Here is a 13,932-nt window from a genome sequence, read left to right as displayed (position 1 = left end):
GGGGAGAGATGCGCGGGCTCGGGCGGGCTCAGGGCTCGCAGGCCGCCTGATACGTCGGTCCGACGCACGCGCGGAGTGCGCCCGGGACGGCCTCGAACGTGATCGGCGCGTTTGTCCGCAGCTCCCCGTCGACGTTGAACCACATGCCCGGCGTCGAGGCGACGTGCAGGCGCGAGACCCGATTGAACACCACGTCGTCGTCGTCGAGGTAGTCGCCCGCGAGCACGCGCGCGGCGAGGCGGGCGAGGTCGGCATCGGCACGGATCACCACCACATCGAGCAGCCCGTCCTCGGGGTTGGCGCGCGGCGCGACGGGCTTGCCGCCGCCGGCGGTCCGGGCGTTGGCGACGACCACGTTGTAGGCCGCCACGTGCTCCTCGGGCCCGTCGTCCCAGGCCAGCCGCGTGTCGTAGTCGGTGAGGTCGGGGAGCGCCTGCATCGCCCCGACGAGGTACGCGAGCGGGCCCCAATTCGCCTTCATCTCCGAGGTCAGGATCTCGTCGACGGCGCCCGAGAACCCGCCCGCGCACACGTTGATGGCGAACTGGGTGACCTCCCCGTCGTCGTCGTCGTGGGAGACGCGGATGACGTCGATCGCCCGGCGCTCGGCCCGGCGGAGCGCGTCGAGCGCCTCGAACGGGTGGGCCCCGATGGGGACCGCCAACGTGCGTGCCAGGTCGTTGCCCGTGCCGAGGGGAAGAATGCCGAGGACCGGCCGCGTCGCCGCCGTGGACCCGGCCTGCATCAGCCCGTTGGCGACCAGATGGACCGTCCCGTCGCCCCCCGCCGCCACCACCAGGTCGTGCCCTTCTAGCGACGCCTCCGCGGCGGCCCGCATCGTCATCTCGGGGTCGTCACAGTCGACGAGGTCGACGCCGGGGACCGTGCGGAGCGCGTCGACGTCGGCGCCCTCGGCGCTGCCGGCCTTCGAGTTGTAGAGGACGCGCATGGGTGGGGAAGAGGGGCGGGCACGTACGCGCTTCACGGCTCGTGGTGCCGGTGACGCGACGATGGCGCCGGGCGCGTGGACCTTGGGGCATGGACCGGTTCTTCCTTTGCTCCTACTGGCCGCTCGTCAAGACGCTCGGTGGGCGCCGCGCCGTCGAGGCCTGCGGCTTGCCCCCGTTCGCGAACGGGATGAGCCGCCGCGAGCCCGACTTCGAGCACCCGCGTCCGGCCCTCACCTCGTCGAGCCGGGGCCGCGGGTTCGTGCCGCGTCTGGCGGTCGGCGACACCGTCGTCTACACGACCACGAAGGGGCGGTGGGGGACCGGCGCGCCGCACTGGCGCCTGGTCGCCGTGCTCGAGGTGGCCGGCCGGTTCGCCACGCACGCCGCCGCTGCGGCCGACTACGCCGCGCGCGGGCTCCGGCCGCCGGGCAACTTGGTCGTCGACGGCAACCCTCCGCTCCCGGTCCCGCTCACGCTGTGGAACGGGAGGCCCCACGACGGCGACTGGGACGCTGTCTGCGCCGAGCGCGCGGCCGCGTGTGGGACGGTGCTGGCGTGCGAGACGCGCCTGCTCGACCTCTGGGACCCGCCCCCGCTCACCACGGACGACTGGCTGGCCGTTTTCGGGACGGTTCCCAACACGCGGACGCCGCCCGAGATCTCGGAGGCCCAGGCCGACCGCCTGCTGGCGCTGGTGGACGACCGTCGGGCCATCCGCCAGCGGGCGCCCTAGCGCGCCTCACGGGCACGCTGCGCGTAGGCAAAGAGCGCCTTCATCCTCTCCGGGGCCAGCCCCATCATCTGCGAGGCGCCCGACGGGTTGGCCTCGACGGCGGTCCCGAGTGACTGCCGGATCCCGGGGTCGCCGCCGGTGAACAGGGCCACCAGGTCGTCCCATCGTTCGACGAGCTCTTGGACGGCCGGGTCGGCGGGATCGGTGCCCGCATCCATCGCGGCGCCAACCGCTTCGAAGAGCCGAGGCCACTCGGCCTCGACATCTCGGATGGCGTCCTCGCCGAATGACTCGCGGCGGTCGGCGAGCTTCCGGAGTTGGTCCGGCGTGTAGTGGGCCTGGAGGTCGTTCATGAGTCGGGTGAGCGAGAGGAAGGTGTCGGAGTCGACCGCCGCGCCTGTCTCGGCGCGCTGGGCGAGCAGGCGGTCGAGGCCCGCGAGGCGGTCGGCGAGGGCACGCAAGCGCCCGGCCTCGGCGTCGAACGCGGCGCGCTGGCGGGCGACGACCGCCCGGGCGTCGAAGTCTGGCGCGTCGAGGGCCTCGGCGATGGCGTCGAGGCCGAGGCCGAGCGTGCGGAGCGCCGTCACGTGGTGGAGGCGTTCGACGTCGGCCGGGCCATAGCGGCGGTGCCCGGCCTCGCTCCGCCGGGCGCGGACGAGCCCGATCGCGTCGTAGTGGTGGAGGGTGCGGACGGTGACGCCGGCTCGGGCCGCCAGCGCGCCGACCGAGAGCGTGTCGGTCATGGCCGGAGCGTACGGCCCTCACGCGGCGTCAGGAGCAAGGCCACCCGGCTACCTTCATGGTCTCTTCGCCTCGCCACATGCGCCGCCTCCCCCTCCTTCTCGCCATGCTCTCGACCGCCGCCAGCGCCCAGTCCACCCTCGCCTACTCCGGCGGCTGGACCGACACCGCGGTCGGCGACCTGCTGGTCGCCCTCCCCGAGGGCTACGACGCCGACCCGGACCGAGAGTGGCCGCTGCTGATCTTCCTGCACGGCGCCGGCGAGCGGGGCGAGGATCTCGCCAGGGTCGGCATCCACGGGCCGCTCAAGGAGCGGCGGGAGGGGCGCGACCTGCCCTTCGTCATCGTTGCGCCCCAGGTGCCGACGGGCCAGCGCTGGACGGTCGGCCGCGTCGCCGCGAGCCTGGACGCCGCGCTGGCGCGCTACCGCATCGACGCCTCGCGCGTGTACCTCACCGGCCTGTCGATGGGCGGGTTCGGGACGTGGGAGGCCATCGCTCGGATGCCCGACCGGTTTGCGGCGGCCGTCGCGATCTGCGGCGGCGGCCTGCCCCTGGGCGTCGGGCCGGCGGCTGGCGTCCCCGTGTGGGCCTTCCACGGGGCGATGGACACCGTCGTGCCGATCGCGCAGTCCGTCGGCATGGTCCGCGCCTTGCGCGAGGCGGGTGGCGACGTGCGGTTCACGGTCTACCCGGACGCCGGCCACGACGCCTGGAGCGAGACCTACGCCACCCCTGAGGTCTACGACTGGCTCCTCAGCCACCGCCTGGGCGAGTGACGACGCTCGGGCGCCGAATCGTCGTCATGGGGTCCTCCGGATCGGGAAAGTCGACGCTGGCGCGGGCGATGGGGGCGCGGCTGGGGCTGCCCGTGATCCACCTCGACCAGCACTACTGGCAGCCCGGCTGGGCCGAGCCAACGCGTGGCGCGTGGGAGGCGACCGTCGACCGACTGATGACCGCCGACGCGTGGGTGATGGACGGCACCTTCAGTGGCACGCTGGCAAAGCGCTTGGCCGTGGCCGACACGGCGGTGCTGCTGGACCGCTCGCGATGGCTCTGCCTCTGGCGTGTCGTCCGCCGGCGGATCCGTTACCACGGGCGCTCACGGCCGGACATGACGGAGGGGTGCCCCGAGCGTGTCAACCGGTCGTTCCTGCACTACATCCTATCGTTCCCGGAGGCGCGGCGGCCGGGCATCCTCGCCCGCATCGCGGCGGCCAACCTCTGCCTGGTGCGGCTCCGGTCCGACCGCGAGGTGTCGGCCTTCCTGGCGAGCTTGGGCGGCTGAGCCTGTACTAGGCGCGGGCCTTGACGGCCGGCTTCGGCGCGGGCTTCGGCGTGGGCTTCGGCGGTGTGGCCGGTTCGGAGGCGGGCCGGGCGAACGAGGGCGGCGGCGCGACGGGCCAGGGCGACGGCGTGACGGGCGGGTGCGAATGCGGCATGGGTCCGTGGGGGGAAGGGACGCGGGGGGATTCGGCCAAACAGGCTATCCCCTTAATCACGCCGCCCACACGGTGGACAGCCGCCGGGCCTCGGCACTCACTCCACGACCAGATGCGGCAGCGTGTCCAGGTCCCAGGGCCACACAAGTCCCTCGGCATTCCCGGCCACGCGGTCCGCGCCCCACAGACGCTCCACGAGCCAGAACGCGGGCTCGTAGCTCATCCCGCCGCCGACCGAGGTGACGTACTTCCCGTCAACCACGAGCCGAACGTCGTCGCGCACGTCCACCTCGGGGAAGCGCTCCGCGAGCGCGGCGCGGTCGGCGGGGAAGGTGGTGGCGACCCGGCCTTCGAGGGCGCCCGTCGCCGCCAGCGGGAAGGCGCCGTCGCACACCGTGAGCACCCAGTCGGCGGCGTCGGCGGTGCGCGCGATGTACTCGAGGTAGGGGCGGTCGGAAAGGTCGCGGTCCAGGCTGCCGTCGGTGCTGGGGATTACCAGGATGTCGGCCGCCGGAGCCGTCGCGTAGCTGTAGTGCGCCTCGACGGTCAGCCCCTCGAACGTCGTCACCGGGCCGCCGTCGGGCGAGACGACGAACGGCTCGACGTAGTCCAGCGAGTCGCGGAAGCGGGTGTGGTGGAGCACGTCGTAGGGCGCCATCAACTCCGAGTTGAACACGCCCTCGGTGACCACGAACGCGGCGCGGCGGACCGTCCCGCCAGCGGCCTCCACCGTCGCGATCCGGGCCTCGATGGCCTCGGCAGCTGGCGACCCGGCGTCGGTGCGGCCGACGTCGGGAGCGCAAGCGGCGAGTGTGAGGGCGGCGATCCAGACAGCGAGGCGGGACATGGCGCGGGCGAGGGGGGGCGCAAGCTAGGCCGGGGCGGCTCGGGGGGGGGGGGGCGTGCTCGCACGTCCGCCCCTCGTCCTGTCCCTCTCCCCGGGGATGGGTGGCGACCGAGCGACCGGCGTGCGTCGGGCATCGGGCCGTTCCCGAACCCCGCCCCGGGCCCGAACCGCGACGCCGCAGGCGCGCTTCACTCGACGCCCCTCCCCGTCGCACGATGCCCGAAGGCCCCGAAGTCCAGCGCTCGGCCGACCTCCTCCACGACGCCCTCGCCGGCCGCACGATCCGCGCGTTCGGCGCTCGCACGAAGGTGGCCCGGGCGTGGCTGGCAGACCACCCCGACGCCTTCGTCGGCCGGCGCGTCGAGCGCGTGTGGGCGCACGGCAAGCACTTGGTGGGGCAGGTCGAAGGCGACCTGTTCTTCCACTCGCACTACCTGATGTGGGGGCGGTGGATGGTCGTCGCGCCCGACGCCGACGAGGTCGCCACGCGCGACCGCCGCGAGCGGGCCCGGATCGTCACCGACGACGCCGCGGCGCTGCTGTACTCGGCGCCCAAGTTTACCGTCGGCCGGGGCGACCCGTACGACCACGTCCCGGCGCTGGGCCTGCTCGGGCCTGACGTGCTTCCTGAGGACGGGCCGTTCGACGCCGACGAGTTTCTACGCCGCCTCGACCTTCAGCCGGGCCGCGAGATCGGCTCGGCGCTGCTCGACCAGTCCGTTGCCGCGGGCATCGGCAACTACCTCCGGGCTGAGATCTTGTACGACTGCCGCATGGATCCGTGGCGGCTCGTCGGCGAGCTGGACGGCGAGGAGCGCGGGTGCCTCGCCGAGTCGACTGCTCGTATCTGCGCCCAGGCGTACCGCGAGGGGGGCCGGACCGTCCCCGAGGCGATCCAAGCTCGACAGGCCGCCGACCGCGACATGCGGTACTCGCCGCACGCGCATCCGTGGAACACCAAGCACTGGGTCTTCCGCCGCACCAACCTGCCGTGCCTGACGTGTGACGACTACGTCCGCCAGCAGAAGCAGCTCTCGCACGAGTGGACCGACGACGACGGGACGACGGTCGAAAAGCACCGCGTCATCTACTTCTGCCCGACCTGCCAGGGCGTCTCGGGCGACCACGTCAGAAAGGCCCGTCCGCACCGCGACCGCCGCCCGCCGGACTCGGAGTGGGCGCCCGCCGAAGAGGCCGCTGATCCGGAGTATCGGTGAGCCGGCGTCTCCGCGAGCCCGGGAGTCGGTGCGTCCGGCGCCCAACGCTCGACCCGCTGGTCCCTGCAAACCCGACCCACTGACCCCGCCGACTCCCCGTGCCCACCTCCTTCCACGCCCTCGCCGAGACGCTCGCCGACATCGCCGAGACCTCGGGCCGCCACGCCAAGGCCGACCGCCTCGGGGCGCTGTTGGCCGACCTCGACGATGCCGACGTGCGCCGCGCCGCGCGGTGGGCTGCCGGCCGCGTCTTCCCGCTCAGCGACCAGCGGACCGTCAGCGTCGGGTTCGCCGCCCTCCGCGCGGCGACTGCCAGCGCGACGGGCGCCGAGCCCGACGACCTCGACGCAGCGCTCGTCCGCCTGGGCGATCCGGGCGACGTGGCCGCGGGCGCCATCGCTGCGCTCGTCCCGCCCGTCGCGCCGTCGCTGTCGCTGGCCGACGCCGAGTCGTTCTTCGCCCACGTCGCCGCCACGCGGGGGAGCAACGCGCGGACGGCGCTCGTCGCCGAGATGCTGGGGCGGCTGGCGCCGGTCGAGGCCCGGTTCGTGGTGAAGCTGCTGGCGGGCGAACTGCGGATCGGGATGCGGGCGGGCGGCGTGGAGTCGGCCGTGGCCCGGCTCTACGGGGAGAAGGTGGGCGCCGTGCAGCGCGCCAACATGTTGACGGGCGACATCGGCGAGACGGCCGTGCTGGCGCGGCACGGGCGGCTGGGCGAGGCCCGGCTCCGGCTGTTCCACCCGCTCACCTTCATGCTGGCGACGCCCGCAGAGGCGAGCGACGCGCGGACGCTGGCGGAAGAAGTCGGCCGCCAGATCGCGCCGCCGGTCGCCGTCGAGGACAAGTTCGACGGGATCCGCGCCCAGGCCCACATCGCGGCCGACCCCGGCGACCCGGCGCTCCACGGCGTGGCGACTGGCGGAGCCCGCGTGGCCCTGTTCTCGCGGACGCTCGACGCCATCACCGGCGCCTTCCCCGACGTGGTCGGCCCGCTGGCGACGCTCGCGAGCGCGTCGCCAGCCGGGCTGATTCTCGACGGCGAGATCGTGCCGCTCGACGGCGACGGCGCGATTGTGCCGTTCCAGGCGCTCCAGCGAAGGCTCGGCCGCAAGACCGCCTCGGCGGAGCTGCTGGCCGAGGTGCCCGTCGCCTTCATCGTCTACGACGTGCTCGCCCACGACGGCGCGACGACGCTCGCTCGGAGCTATCGAGACCGACAGCAGCTCTTGGGCGGTCTCGCGTTCGCCGAGCCCGTGCGCCGTTCGGCTGTGACGGAGCTGGACGACCTCGACCGGCTCGACGACCTGTTCGATGAAGCGCGGGCGCGCGGCAACGAGGGGCTGATGGTCAAGGCGTTCGACTCCGTCTACAAGCCCGGCCGGCGCGGGCGCGACTGGCTCAAGGTCAAGAAGGCGCTCGCCACGCTCGACGTCGTGGTCACGGCCGTCCAGCGCGGGCACGGCGGGCGGCGCAAGCTGCTGAGCGACGTGACGTTCGCCGTCCGCGCCAGCGAGACCGACGACACCCTCCTCAACGTCGGCAAGGCGTACTCCGGCCTGACCGACGCCGAGCTAGCCGAGCTGACGGCGTGGTTCGAGGCGCACACGCTCGAGACGTTCGCGCACGGGAAGGTCCGGACGGTCGCGCCCGAGGTCGTGCTCGAGGTGGCCTTCGACAACGTCCAGGTCTCGAAGCGGCACAAGGGCGGCTACGCGCTCCGCTTCCCTCGGATCGTCCGCTGGCGCCGCGACAAGCCCGCCTCCGAGATCGACACCCTGCAGACCGTCGCCGCGCTCGTGGGCGACGCCTAGCCTCCCATTCTCATGCCACCTGCCCTGCCGATCCCGCTCGCCGACGCGTTCCCCGAGGCCGTCCACACCATCAAGCAGTGGCTGGCGGCCGTGCCGACCGACGCCCGCGTCGTCGTGTTCTGCCACTTCGACGCCGACGGGCTCGCGGCCGGGGCCCTCTTCGGGCGGGCGCTGCCACTCCTGGGCTACACCGACGTGACCGTCGTGCCGTCGGGGCGGAGCGAGTCGGCATTTACCGACGCGGCGCGGGAGCGGCTGCGGGCGCTCGCGCCGGACGCGCTCGTCGTGACGGACCTCGGGGTCAACGAGGCCGGGACGCTGGAGGGCGACGGGATCCCGGTCTTGTACGTCGACCACCACCGGCCGAGCGGGGCGCCCCCCGCGCACGTCATCAGCGGGTACGACTGGGACCCGATCCCGTGCAGCGCGTGGCTCGCGTACGACCTGCTGGAGGCGGCCATCCCCGACGTCGACGAGCTCCGCGAGCTCGACTGGATCGCCGCCGTCGGCGTGCTCTCGGATCTCGGAGACAAGGCGCCGTGGCCGCTCCTCCCGGACGCCAAAAAGCGGCACACCGCGAAGTGGCTCAAGGAGACCGTCGCGCTCGTCAACGCCGCCCGGCGCGCGCCGACGTTCGACGCCCAGACGGCGCTCGACGCGCTCATGGAATTTGACGGGCCGAAGGCGCTCGCGACCGACGACGGCCCGGCCGCCGACCGCTTGCGCCAGGCCCGCGCCGTCGTCAAGGCCGAGGTGGCCGAGGCGCGCCGCGCGGCGCCCGTCTTTTCGGACCGCGACGCAGCCGTGCCCGAGGGCGTCGCGCCCCCCGACCTGCGGTTCGCGCTCGTCCGCGTGTCGTCGGCCGCCCAGGTCCACCCGCTCATCGCGCAACAGTGGCGCGGGCGGCTCCCGGACTACCCCGTGATTTGCGCCAACACCGGCTACCTCGACGGGCTCGTCGCCTTCTCGACGCGCGCGGCCCGCGACGACGTGCGGCTCCCCGAGATCTACCAGTCCATCGACACGCCGGGCTGGAACGGGCGCTGGGGCCACGGGCACGACCAAGCGTCGGGCGGCCACCTCCCGCCCGACGTGTTCGATGACGTCCTCGACGCGCTCGGCTTCGGGCCCGAGGCGCACGTCGGTGGGGGGGAGTCCGGGGCCGGCGGTGCGGCGTAGGCCCTCTCTCCTCCAACCCCCTCTGCCATGTCCGACTGGTTTACCGCCTCCCCCGAGTCGCTCGTCGCCATCGCGCTGACGGCCGTCGCCGTCTACGCCGCCATCCTGATCTACACGCAGGTCGCCGGGCTACGGAGCTTCGCCAAGATGTCCGGCTTCGACTTTGCGATGACCGTCGCAATCGGGTCGATGGTGGCGTCGTCGGTGCTGACGAAGACGCCGTCGCTGCTGCAGGCGCTGGTGGCCATCGGCGTGGTGTACGCGCTCCAGATCGTGGTCGGCGAGGCGCGCCAGCGGTGGGGCTGGGCCCAGCGCGCCGTCGACAACGAGCCGCTGTTGCTGATGGACGGGCCGACGTTCTTGCGCGACAACATGCGGCAGGCCCGGGTCACCGAGGGCGACCTGTGGTCGAAGCTCCGCGAGGCGAACGTGCTCGACGTGGCGCACGTCCGGGCCGTCGTGCTCGAGACGACCGGCGACGTGTCGGTGCTCCACGGCGAGCCGGACGGGACCCCGCTCCAGCCGCGGATTCTCACCGGCGTCCGCGGCGCCGACGCGATGACGGGCCGCGACATCGACCTGCGCCCGGTCACCGACGCCGTCGAGTAGAGCGGGCGGTCTACCGAAGCCCGGCCCGCCAGCGGCGCGGCCGTCGCGGCCGGCGGACCGTTCCCTGCGAGACGACTACGGCGGCGGCCAAGACGACCACCAGGAAGGAGACGACGGCGAGGATCGGCACGGCGGGAGTAGGGAGTCTGGCTGGGAGACCCGCTCGAGGTCGCCGAGTTGCTGCGCACCGGGGCCGAGGCGGCGCTACTCCGAGAGCAGCCAGACCCGGTCCACCATCTCGTACAACTCGCGGTTGGAGGACCGGCGGAGGGACCGCGGCGTGAGGAAGTCGGCGCGCGGGGTGTAGTCGAGGGCGCTCCGTTCGTGGGGCACGATCTGGCCGTCGTCGACGGTAAACCGGAACGTCCGGAACGGCGCGGCGCCGTCCTCGACGATCTCGACGCGGTAGTCCCCGTCGGCGAGCGCATCGCGCCGGAGCTGGCCCCGCCGCCCGCCGTTGTCGACGTGGATCGCCGTCGTCAGGGAGGTCCAGCCGCGGTAGGACTTAAAGACGGTCAGGTCGTCCTCGTGGGCGCTGACGCGCGTGCCGTCGCGGAAGAGCCGCACCCGGACGCTCGCGCGGTCCTGGCTCATCTCGCGGGGGTGGACCCAGTACGTCAGCTCTACCGGCGCGTTGGCGTCGCCGGACTCGAAGGAGAGCACGCCCGTCCGGTCCCACGGCCCTTCCACACCCCACATGACCACAGGGTTGAACGGGTCGTCGCTCTGGGACCGCGTGAGCGTGAACGGGACGGCCCCGATGACAGCGCCGTCCAGACGGACGGCGACTCGGTAGTCGCCCGGCATGGGCTCGTAGTCGAGCCGGGCGAGGTCGAGGTGCGCAAACGCCGCCACCCCGCCGACGGGCTCGGCCACGAACGCGTGCGCCGCGACGGTCCCGCCGCCGGCGTCGAGGACGGCCAGCTCATACGTCCCCTCCGCAGGGAAGACGGCGGTGATGGGGGTCCCGTAGGTCGACACGCGGCCGGTGTCGAAGGCGGGCATCGCGTGTTTCAGCAGGTCTAACATGTCGACGCCCGGAGCGGGCCCCGTGCGCGGGGCCGGGGCCTCGGCGTCGGGCACGGTCGGATTGGCCGCAGAGTCGGGAGCGGCGGAGGGGGCGTCGAGGTCGGTTGGCGCGGGGGCCTCGGTCTGGCGGAGGCGGTCGGCGGCGTTGGCGGCGGCGCGGCGGGCGCGGTCGCGGAGGCTCCCGCCCTGGGCGTCGGCGGGGGCGATGAGGCCTAGGCAGAGGGCGATCAGGACGAGATGGCGCATGGGTCGGTGGGGCAGGGCTACCTGTACATTCGCAGCCGCGGTCGCCGGGGGGTCACGGGCGGCCCAAACGGACCCCGGCCGCCTCCGCGCGACGACCAAGGCGGGTTAGAGACACGACGCCCGACGGGGGCTTGACAGTCCATTCTCTTTCATGTTAATTGGAGTAACATGAAAATGAACTCCCCCCGCCCCTATCGTCAGACGGCCCGCGCCGAGGCTGCCGCTCAGACCGGCCGCGACATCCTCGCCGCCGCTGCCGCCTTGTGGCGGGAGCGCTCGCTCGACGCCATCACGCTCGCCGACATCGCCGAGCGCGCAGGCGTTTCGGTGCAGACCGTGATCCGCCGGTTCGGCTCCAAGGACGGCGTCATCGACGCGGGCATCGAAGCGCGGGCGTCGGGCGTCGAGGCCGAGCGCGACGCGGCGCCCGTCGACGACGTGGCCGGCGCGCTCGACGTGCTCCTGGCCCACTACGAGGCCGACGGCGACGCCGTCGTGCGCACGCTCGCCCTCGAGGACCGTCTTCCCGCCGCGAAACGCATCGCCGACAACGGCCGGGCCCACCACCGCGCGTGGTGCGCGCGTGTGTTCGGGCACGTCCTCCCGGCCCCCGACGCCGCCGATCACACGGCCCGCCTCGACGCGGTCGTCGCCGCCACCGACCTGTACGTCTGGAAGCTGCTCCGCCGCGACCTCGGTCGCTCCGTCGAGGCCACGCGGGCCGCCTTCGACGCGCTCCTCGGCCCGCTCGTCACCTAGCTCCCCATCGCCATGGACGACGCCCGCTCAACCCTCTTCGTCACCTGGGAAGGCGGCGGCAACGTGCCCCCAGTCCTCGGGGCCGCCCGCCGCCTGGTCGACCGCGGCCACCGCGTCCGCGTGCTTACCGAACCGTGCCTCCGCGAGCCCGTCGAGGCCATCGGCGCGGCGTTCGTCCCCTTCACCGAGCACTTCACGCGGACCGACCGCGGCGAGGTGCTGATGGAGGACTGGAGGGCGACGTCGCCGCCAGCCGCCATGAGGGACTCGCTCAAGCGGGTGGTCTTGGGCCCTGCGGAGCCGACGGCGCAAGCCATCGAACAAGCGCTTGACGCTGAGCCCGCCGACGCGATCGTAACCGACTGGCTGCTGCCGGTGGGGATTGCCGTCGGTGAGGCCCGGCGCATCCCGACGGCCGTTCTCGTCCACTGCGTGCAGATGCGGCCCGCGCCGGGCCGTCCGCCGATGGGGCTCGCGCCGATGCGGGGCCCGCTCGGCCGTCTCCGCGACGCCGTCCTCGGGAAGGTGGCGGAGGGGCTGTTCGACGGCTTCCTGCCGGCCTACAACACGGTCCGTGCCCGCCGTGGCTTGGACCCGCTGGCCCACGCCATGGACCAGTACGACCGCGCCGACCGCGTGCTCGTCCAGACCTCCGCGGCGTTCGACTTTCCCGGCCAGCCCGACCCCGATAACGTCGCCTACGTCGGCCCGGTCCTCGACGCGCCCGACTGGGCCGAGGGGGCTTGGCAGAGCCCGTGGCCCGAGGGCGATGGCCGTCCGCTCGTCGTCGTGAGCCTCTCGTCGACGTTCCAGAACCAGCGCGACGAGATCCAGGCGGCGATGACGGCGCTCGGCGGGCTCGATGTGCGCGGGCTCGTAACGCTGGGTCCGGCGATGGTGGGCGAGGCGTTCGACGTGCCCGACAACGTGGTCGCCGTCGACCGCGCTCCGCACGACGTGGTGCTGCCCCACGCCGCGGCCATGGTGACGCACGGCGGACACGGCTCGACGATCCGCGCGCTCGCGCACGGCGTTCCTGTCGTCGTGCTCCCGATGGGCCGCGACCAGGACGCGACAGCTGCGCGCGTGGCTGCCCGTGGGGTCGGGCTGAAGGCGAAGGCGACGCCGGCGAAGATCGCGGCGGCGGTCCGCCGGGTGCTCACCGAGCCAGCCTTCCGGGACGCGGCCCACACGTTGGGCCAGACGATCCGCGCCGACGCCGAGGCCGACCGGGTCGTCACCGAGATCGAAGCGCTGGCCGCGACGCGCGCGGTCCGAACGTCCGTCCCCGCTTGACACGCCGCCGCCCGCCTCGGCACGGTCACCGGGGCGGGCGGAATCACCTGCGCGGCATGGCGGCCTACGCGGCCAGGAAGTCCAGCAGCACGCGGTTGACCTCGTCCTTGTGCGTGTGGTTGAGCCCGTGCGGGCCGCCGGCGACGGTGTGCAGCGTGCTCCCGTCGACGAGCGCGTGGCCCGTCTTGGCCGAGGTCTCGAACGGGACGATCTGGTCGTCGTCGCCGTGGATGAACAACGTCGGGACGTCGATCTTGGCGGCGTCGTCGCGGAAGTCGGTCAGGCCGAAGGCGTCCACGCAGTCGACGGTCGCCTTGGGCTGGGCCATCGTGGCGATCGACCAGTGGTAGTGGAGGACGCGCTCGGAGATGCGGTCGGAGAGCTTGTCGTAGTTGACGAAGGTCTTTCCAAAGCCCTCCAAGAAGCCGGGGCGGTCGGCTTTGAGGCCGGCCTTCATGTCCTCGAAGACGCTGCCCGGGACGCCGCCGGGGTTGTCGTCGGTCTGGAGCATGTACGGGAAGACGGACGACATGAAGACCATCTTGCGAACGCGCTCGGTGCCGTACGACCCGGCGTAGCGGCCGAGCTCGCCGCCGCCCATCGAGAAGCCGACCAGGTTCACGTCGCTCAGGTCGAGCTCCGTGAGCAGGTCGTTGAGGTCGGCCGCGAACGTGTCGTAGTCGTAGCCGGAGGCCGGGAAGGCCGACGAGCCAAACCCGCGGCGGTCGTAGGCGATGACGCGGTAGCCGGCCTCGGTGAGGGGCCAGAGCTGGGGCTCGAACATCCGGTGGCTCAGCGGCCACCCGTGGATGAGGACGACGGTCCCGGCGGTGCCCTCGGCGTTGAGGTCCTGGTAGTAGATGTCGGCCTTGGGCTGGCCGGTCGTCGCGGTGATCTTGGGCATCGGAGAGAGGGGAGAGAGGGGATCGGGTAAACCGGGCGCGGCGCGTACCGATCCCGCGAGCGCCTGCCGAAGCCTGGAGTCGGGGATCGTCTGACGCAAACCCGCGGGCGGCTCCCGCTTCTGCCCCGGGCAACCGCGCCCGGCTGGGCGGCGTCTCTGGGGCCCCC

At 73.2% G+C, this 13,932-nt stretch carries 14 protein-coding genes; 9 read left to right on the top strand and 5 right to left on the bottom strand.

The annotated features are described in order from the left end of the window. Positions 1–28 precede the first annotated feature (28 nt). Positions 29–949, bottom strand: coding sequence for a diacylglycerol/lipid kinase family protein (locus tag ACLII4_RS00380; RefSeq protein ID WP_412068907.1), 921 nt, complete (start codon positions 947–949; stop codon positions 29–31). Between the two features lie 89 nt (positions 950–1,038). On the opposite strand from ACLII4_RS00380, the gene ACLII4_RS00375 reads away from it, so the two are divergent. Next, the gene (locus tag ACLII4_RS00375; RefSeq protein ID WP_412068906.1) at positions 1,039–1,683 is read left to right on the top strand and encodes a hypothetical protein; all 645 of its coding nucleotides are present in this window, start codon (positions 1,039–1,041) and stop codon (positions 1,681–1,683) included. Here the strand turns inward: ACLII4_RS00375 and ACLII4_RS00370 are convergent. After that, positions 1,680–2,426: a MerR family transcriptional regulator gene (locus tag ACLII4_RS00370; RefSeq protein ID WP_412068905.1), complete on the bottom strand. Its 747-nt coding sequence runs from the start codon at positions 2,424–2,426 to the stop codon at positions 1,680–1,682. The two genes, ACLII4_RS00375 and ACLII4_RS00370, sit on opposite strands and share 4 nt — an antisense overlap. Before the next feature lie 77 nt (positions 2,427–2,503). Here ACLII4_RS00370 and ACLII4_RS00365 point away from each other — a divergent pair, with 77 nt between their 5' ends. Together ACLII4_RS00365 and ACLII4_RS00360 are read left to right on the top strand one after the other, a co-directional pair. Next, positions 2,504–3,202, top strand: a complete 699-nt coding sequence (locus ACLII4_RS00365) for a prolyl oligopeptidase family serine peptidase (RefSeq protein WP_412068904.1) — start codon at positions 2,504–2,506, stop codon at positions 3,200–3,202. Positions 3,203–3,228: 26 nt separating this feature from the next. Further along, positions 3,229–3,714: a hypothetical protein gene (locus ACLII4_RS00360; protein WP_412068903.1), complete on the top strand. Its 486-nt coding sequence runs from the start codon at positions 3,229–3,231 to the stop codon at positions 3,712–3,714. A 251-nt stretch (positions 3,715–3,965) separates the two neighbouring features. Here ACLII4_RS00360 and ACLII4_RS00355 read toward each other — a convergent pair whose 3' ends face one another. Further along, positions 3,966–4,715 (bottom strand): DJ-1/PfpI family protein, encoded by a 750-nt coding sequence (locus ACLII4_RS00355; protein ID WP_412068902.1) that lies wholly within the window; start codon positions 4,713–4,715, stop codon positions 3,966–3,968. 215 nt (positions 4,716–4,930) lie between these two features. On the opposite strand from ACLII4_RS00355, the gene ACLII4_RS00350 reads away from it, so the two are divergent. From ACLII4_RS00350 to ACLII4_RS00335, 4 genes are all read left to right on the top strand, one after another. Continuing rightward, positions 4,931–5,932 carry a DNA-formamidopyrimidine glycosylase family protein gene (locus ACLII4_RS00350; RefSeq protein WP_412068901.1) on the top strand — a complete coding sequence of 334 codons (1,002 nt, stop codon included), beginning with the start codon at positions 4,931–4,933 and terminating at the stop codon, positions 5,930–5,932. Between the two features lie 98 nt (positions 5,933–6,030). After that, positions 6,031–7,743, top strand: a complete 1,713-nt coding sequence (locus ACLII4_RS00345) for an ATP-dependent DNA ligase (RefSeq protein ID WP_412068900.1) — start codon at positions 6,031–6,033, stop codon at positions 7,741–7,743. A 12-nt stretch (positions 7,744–7,755) separates the two neighbouring features. Further along, positions 7,756–8,922 carry a DHH family phosphoesterase gene (locus ACLII4_RS00340; RefSeq protein WP_412068899.1) on the top strand — a complete coding sequence of 389 codons (1,167 nt, stop codon included), beginning with the start codon at positions 7,756–7,758 and terminating at the stop codon, positions 8,920–8,922. Between the two features lie 27 nt (positions 8,923–8,949). Beyond that, on the top strand, positions 8,950–9,531 hold the full coding sequence (locus ACLII4_RS00335) for a DUF421 domain-containing protein (protein WP_412068898.1): 582 nt from the start codon (positions 8,950–8,952) through the stop codon (positions 9,529–9,531). A 204-nt stretch (positions 9,532–9,735) separates the two neighbouring features. On the opposite strand, the gene ACLII4_RS00330 is transcribed toward ACLII4_RS00335, so the two are convergent. Next, positions 9,736–10,806: a hypothetical protein gene (locus tag ACLII4_RS00330; RefSeq protein ID WP_412068897.1), complete on the bottom strand. Its 1,071-nt coding sequence runs from the start codon at positions 10,804–10,806 to the stop codon at positions 9,736–9,738. A gap of 174 nt (positions 10,807–10,980) precedes the next feature. Here ACLII4_RS00330 and ACLII4_RS00325 point away from each other — a divergent pair, with 174 nt between their 5' ends. Together ACLII4_RS00325 and ACLII4_RS00320 are read left to right on the top strand one after the other, a co-directional pair. After that, positions 10,981–11,565 (top strand): TetR/AcrR family transcriptional regulator, encoded by a 585-nt coding sequence (locus tag ACLII4_RS00325; protein ID WP_412068896.1) that lies wholly within the window; start codon positions 10,981–10,983, stop codon positions 11,563–11,565. A 12-nt stretch (positions 11,566–11,577) separates the two neighbouring features. Further along, positions 11,578–12,861, top strand: coding sequence for a glycosyltransferase (locus tag ACLII4_RS00320; protein WP_412068895.1), 1,284 nt, complete (start codon positions 11,578–11,580; stop codon positions 12,859–12,861). A 64-nt stretch (positions 12,862–12,925) separates the two neighbouring features. Here ACLII4_RS00320 and ACLII4_RS00315 read toward each other — a convergent pair whose 3' ends face one another. Then, positions 12,926–13,765, bottom strand: a complete 840-nt coding sequence (locus ACLII4_RS00315; RefSeq protein WP_412068894.1) for an alpha/beta fold hydrolase — start codon at positions 13,763–13,765, stop codon at positions 12,926–12,928. Positions 13,766–13,932 lie beyond the last annotated feature (167 nt).

This window comes from Rubrivirga aquatilis (assembly GCF_046845665.1).
Taxonomy (GTDB): Bacteria; Bacteroidota; Rhodothermia; order Rhodothermales; family Rubricoccaceae; genus Rubrivirga.
The sequence above is the reverse complement of the archived record's forward strand: the minus strand, read 5'-3'. Positions and strand labels throughout refer to the sequence as shown.

Bases quoted from the DNA above. Each gene is read 5' to 3' on its own strand.
- ACLII4_RS00380 (WP_412068907.1), bottom strand. From the start codon at position 949: ATGCGCGTCCTCTACAACTCGAAGGCCGGCAGCGCCGAGGGCGCCGAC.
- ACLII4_RS00375 (WP_412068906.1), top strand. From the start codon at position 1,039: ATGGACCGGTTCTTCCTTTGCTCCTACTGGCCGCTCGTCAAGACGCTC.
- ACLII4_RS00370 (WP_412068905.1), bottom strand. From the start codon at position 2,426: ATGACCGACACGCTCTCGGTCGGCGCGCTGGCGGCCCGAGCCGGCGTC.
- ACLII4_RS00365 (WP_412068904.1), top strand. From the start codon at position 2,504: ATGCGCCGCCTCCCCCTCCTTCTCGCCATGCTCTCGACCGCCGCCAGC.
- ACLII4_RS00360 (WP_412068903.1), top strand. From the start codon at position 3,229: ATGGGGTCCTCCGGATCGGGAAAGTCGACGCTGGCGCGGGCGATGGGG.
- ACLII4_RS00355 (WP_412068902.1), bottom strand. From the start codon at position 4,715: ATGTCCCGCCTCGCTGTCTGGATCGCCGCCCTCACACTCGCCGCTTGC.
- ACLII4_RS00350 (WP_412068901.1), top strand. From the start codon at position 4,931: ATGCCCGAAGGCCCCGAAGTCCAGCGCTCGGCCGACCTCCTCCACGAC.
- ACLII4_RS00340 (WP_412068899.1), top strand. From the start codon at position 7,756: ATGCCACCTGCCCTGCCGATCCCGCTCGCCGACGCGTTCCCCGAGGCC.
- ACLII4_RS00335 (WP_412068898.1), top strand. From the start codon at position 8,950: ATGTCCGACTGGTTTACCGCCTCCCCCGAGTCGCTCGTCGCCATCGCG.
- ACLII4_RS00330 (WP_412068897.1), bottom strand. From the start codon at position 10,806: ATGCGCCATCTCGTCCTGATCGCCCTCTGCCTAGGCCTCATCGCCCCC.
- ACLII4_RS00325 (WP_412068896.1), top strand. From the start codon at position 10,981: ATGAACTCCCCCCGCCCCTATCGTCAGACGGCCCGCGCCGAGGCTGCC.
- ACLII4_RS00320 (WP_412068895.1), top strand. From the start codon at position 11,578: ATGGACGACGCCCGCTCAACCCTCTTCGTCACCTGGGAAGGCGGCGGC.
- ACLII4_RS00315 (WP_412068894.1), bottom strand. From the start codon at position 13,765: ATGCCCAAGATCACCGCGACGACCGGCCAGCCCAAGGCCGACATCTAC.